This window comes from Salinicola sp., assembly GCF_982684285.1.
In genome coordinates this window covers 19,079-23,368 of sequence record NZ_CEXLVS010000032.1, presented here as the reverse complement: position 1 = coordinate 23,368, position 4,290 = coordinate 19,079, and the positions used below count along the sequence as shown (strand labels likewise).

General features: G+C 64.6%; 5 protein-coding genes. All 5 read right to left on the bottom strand.

Annotated features, from left to right (window positions below; genetic code table 11):
* On the bottom strand, positions 1 to 941 hold a 941-nt coding region (locus tag AC3AYF_RS04755), incomplete at its 3' end, for an amino acid ABC transporter permease (protein ID WP_487779453.1).
* Position 942: 1 nt separating this feature from the next.
* Positions 943 to 2,133, bottom strand: a complete 1,191-nt coding sequence (locus AC3AYF_RS04750) for an amino acid ABC transporter permease (protein ID WP_295036230.1) — start codon at positions 2,131 to 2,133, stop codon at positions 943 to 945.
* Positions 2,134 to 2,218: 85 nt separating this feature from the next.
* Complete coding sequence (locus AC3AYF_RS04745) at positions 2,219 to 3,247, bottom strand: amino acid ABC transporter substrate-binding protein (RefSeq protein ID WP_295036229.1); 1,029 nt, start codon at positions 3,245 to 3,247, stop codon at positions 2,219 to 2,221.
* 289 nt (positions 3,248 to 3,536) lie between these two features.
* On the bottom strand, positions 3,537 to 3,935 hold the full coding sequence (locus tag AC3AYF_RS04740; RefSeq protein ID WP_295036234.1) for a VanZ family protein: 399 nt from the start codon (positions 3,933 to 3,935) through the stop codon (positions 3,537 to 3,539).
* Between the two features lie 5 nt (positions 3,936 to 3,940).
* Positions 3,941 to 4,290, bottom strand: a 350-nt coding sequence (locus AC3AYF_RS04735; RefSeq protein ID WP_487779452.1) for a DCC1-like thiol-disulfide oxidoreductase family protein, incomplete at its 5' end; no start/stop codon positions are given.

Below are 4,290 nucleotides of genomic sequence, written 5' to 3'. Positions count from 1 at the left end.
CCGATGATCAGCACCAGCGAGGTGTCCTTGAACAGCGCGATGAAGGTGTTGACGATGCCCGGAATGACCATCTTCAGCGCCTGCGGCAGAATGATCAGCCCCATGCGCTGCCAATAGCTCAACCCCAGGGCTTGCCCCGCCTCGTTCTGCCCCTTGCCGATCGCCTGCAGCCCGCTGCGGATCACCTCCGCCATGTAGGCGCTCCAGAAGAACATGATCCCGATCAGCGCCCGCAACAACTTGTCGAAATCCAGTTCGCCCGGCACGAACAGCGGCAGCATGACAGAGGCCATGAACAGGACCGTGATCAGCGGCACCCCCCGCCACAACTCGATGAAGATCACGCAGACGCCCTTGACGAAGGGCATCTTCGAGCGCCGCCCCAGTGCCAGGATGATACCCAGCGGCAGCGAGCCAACGATGCCCACCACGGCGATCGTCAGCGTCAGCATCAACCCGCCCCAGGCACGAGTCGGCACGTATTCGAGTCCGAACGAGCCCCCCACCAGCAGGAAGAAGGCGATGATCGGGAACACGACCAGCGTGAACAGCGCGACCCACTTCTTGCGTGGCATTCGTGGGACCGCCAGCCAGGCCACCAGGATCGCCAGCAGCGCGAAGACGATATCGACTCGCCAGCGCGCCGCCTCGGGGTAGAAGCCGTAGATGATGGACTCGAAGCGAGCCGAGATGAACACCCAGCAGGCGCCCTCGCCGGTACAGGCGTCGCGGGTGGTGCCGATCCAGTCGGCGTCGATCACCGCCCATTCCAGGAATGGCCAGACCAGTCGCGCCAGCAGCAGGATGACCACGATCGAGACGATGCTGTTGATCGGGCCGTTGAACAGGTTGGCCCGGAACCAGCCGAGCACGCCCCGGCTCTGGTCGGGCGCCTCGCGCGCCTCGATCATTTGGGTGCGGAAGGTAGAGTCAGTCGTCATCTCAACGCTCCTTCAGCAGCGTGCGCGCATTGTAGAGGTTCATCAGGAACGACACCGTCAGGCTGATGACCAGATAGACCGCCATGGTCATGGCGATGATCTCGATCGCCTGCCCCGTCTGGTTCAGCGTGGTGCCGGCAAAGACGGCAACGAGGTCCGGGTAGCCGATCGCCGTGGCCAGCGAGGAGTTCTTGATCAGGTTGAGATACTGGCTGGTCATCTGCGGAACGATGACCCGCATCGCCTGGGGGATGACGATCTTGCGCAGGGTGATGGTCTCCGGCAGGCTCAGCGAGCGCGCCGCCTCGGTCTGGCCATGGGAGACCGACAGAATGCCCGAGCGCACGATCTCGGCGATGAAGGCCGCGGTGTAGATCGACAGCGCCAGCCACAGCGCCAGCAGCTCCGGCAGGATATTGATCCCGCCGCGGAAGTTGAAACCGGTCAATTCCGGCAGCGTCCAGTCGAGCGGCGACCCGGTGGCGAGGAAGACGATCAGCGGCAGGCCGATGACGACAGTCGCGCCGATCCAGTAGACCGGCAGCGCCTGGCCGGTTCTCGCCTGGCGCCGCTTGGCGAACAGGCCGAACAGGAAGACGGCGACGACGGCGATCAATAGCGCCCAGGGCGTCGCGGAGAAGCCCTCGAGCGGCTGCGGATCGGGCATCACCATGCCGCGCACGTTGAAGAAGAAGGCATCGAACAGCGACAGGCTCTGTCGCGGCGATGGCAGCGCCCGCAGCACGGCGTAGTACCAGAACAGGATCTGGACCAGCAGCGGGATATTGCGGAAAGCCTCGACGTAGATCGTCGCCAGACGCGCCAGCAGCCAGTTGGGCGACAGACGGGCAATGCCGACCAGGAAGCCGATGATCGTCGCCGCCACGATCCCCAGTGCCGATACCAGCAGCGTGTTGAGCAGACCGATGACGAACGTTTTGCCGTAGGTGCTATCGCTGGTGTAGTCGATCAGCGTCTGCGGAATCGAGAAACCGGCTCGCCCTTCGAGAAAGCCGAAACCGGTCTGAATACCGCGGGCCTCGAGGTTGACCAGCGTGTTGTGGACCAGATAACCGATGAAAACCGCCAGGACCAGAAACAGCACGGCCTGAACGATCAGGGCGCGGATGGCGGGATTCCGCCACAGGGGGCCCCGCCCCCGTCGCGGCAGGGTAGTGGATGGACGCAGCATGAGTTGTCTCTACTCGAGCGTTGAGAAACACCGCACCCCGGCGCTCAGACCGAAGGGGCGCGGTGTCGAGAGGACGAGTTGACGCTCAGCGAACCGGCGGGGCGTACTGGATGCCGCCGTCGTTCCACAGCGCGTTGATGCCACGCTCGAGCTTCATCGGAGAATCCATGCCGACGGTACGCTCGAAGACTTCGCCGTAGTTGCCCACCATCTTGACGATGTTGTAGGCCCAGTCGTTGCTGATGCCCATCTGCTCGCCGAAGGTGCCATCCTTGCCCAGCAGGCGCGCCACGTCCGGGTTCGGCGGGTTGTCGCGCATCTGGTCGACGTTGTCGCTGGTCACGCCGAGCTCTTCGGCGTCGAGCATCGCGAACAGCGTCCACTTGACGATGTTGAACCACTGGTCGTCCCCCTGGCGAACGACCGGGCCCAGCGGCTCCTTGGAAATGCGCTCGGGCAGAATCACCACGCCGTCGGGATCCGCCAGTTGCAGACGCAGCGCGGCCAGCTGCGACGAATCGGAGGTCAGCACGTCGCAACGTCCGCTGTCGAAACCCTGAGCGGTCTGGTCGGAGGTATCGAACGCGACCTGCTGGAACTGCATGTCATGGGCCTTGAAGTAGTCGGCCATGTTCAGCTCGGTGGTGGTCCCCGCCTGGACGCAGATGGAGGCTCCATCGAGCTCGGTGGCACTCTCGATGCCCAGGTCCTTGCGGACCAGGAAGCCCTGACCGTCATAGAAATTGACGCCAGTGAAGTTCAGACCCAGGGAGTTGTCGCGCGTGGCGGTCCAGGTGGTGTTGCGGGACAGCACGTCGACTTCGCCGGACTGCAGGGCGGTGAAGCGCTCCTTGGCGGTGAGCGGAGAGAACACCACCTTCTCCGGATCGCCGAGAACGGCAGCGGCAACGGCGCGGCAGACCTCGACATCGATGCCGGTCCACTTGCCGTTTTCATCGGGTGAGGAGAAGCCGGTCAGACCCGTGCTGACGCCACAGGTGAATTCGCCGCTGCTTTTGACATCATCCAAAGTGGCAGCCTGAGCAGGGGTCACGGCAGCCGCGGCAAGCAGGGCGGCTGGCAGTACGATCAGGCTTTTGTTGTTGTGGCGCATATGGAATCAACTCCCTCGCGTTATCATTTGAGTGCATGCCGGAACATGCCAGATGAAATTAGCAAAGTTCGTTCCACTTTCGCGCCAAGTGCCGTAAAACCCTGTTTCAACGCTATCCTAGCACCGTCGCCCACGAGCACATCGGGCCCGCCCGGCATCCGGAGCCGACGCAGCGACAACAAATTGTTTCAAAACAGTGCTTAAATAACACAGCCGCACCATGATGGTGCCCGCTCACGAGCCCCTTCCGGCGCGGATGGCCATCAAGGCATCGCGAAGCGATCTTCGACTATGGTTGAATCCCGCGACCGCGTCGGCACCACATCCCGGCCATGGACAGTCCCAACAGGGCGACGCTGGCCCCGAGCGAGTTGGCGAGGATATCGGCCCAGTCGCCGCCTTGACGTCCGGGCACCCACAGCTGCAGGTACTCGACGACGACGCTGAACGCGACCGCCGCCAGCCAGGCCAGCAGCCAGCGGCACCCCGCGACACGCAGCCCGGTCGCCAGGCCGGCGTAGGCGATGAAGTGATTGAACTTGTCCCAGGGCAGGTGCTGCGGCAAGTCCCCCGCGGGACTCAGGCTCCCCCAGGCGATCCCGGCGGCCCACACCAGCGTCAGCAGCGCCGCGGCGGTGCGCCGGATATGCGGCGACATGCTCTTGCCCCACTCGCGGCGGCGTCGCATTTCGCTCACGGCGCGTCCGCCAGTTCGGCAGGCAACCCGCAGCGACGACAGAGCCCGGCAGGCAGACGATCCACCCAGCGTGGGTGATCCTCGAGGCGCGGGGCGCCCAGCGATGAGAGCCGATGCCGGTGGTCGCCGATGAAACGGTAGCCCCCATCGCGCAGGGGACGCGGGATCCAGCGCAGCCACTCGAGCTGCCGCCACCCGCCCCGCAACCGGGTGGCCAGACGCCAGGCGGCGTCGCTGTTGCGGCTGGGCGCGCCGTTGACGAAAACCCAGATGCTGTCGGACCGCGCGAAGTCGATCCGGAAATGCTCGCCGAGCCGGCGCGAGCCCGCGGCTAGACCTTCTCCCG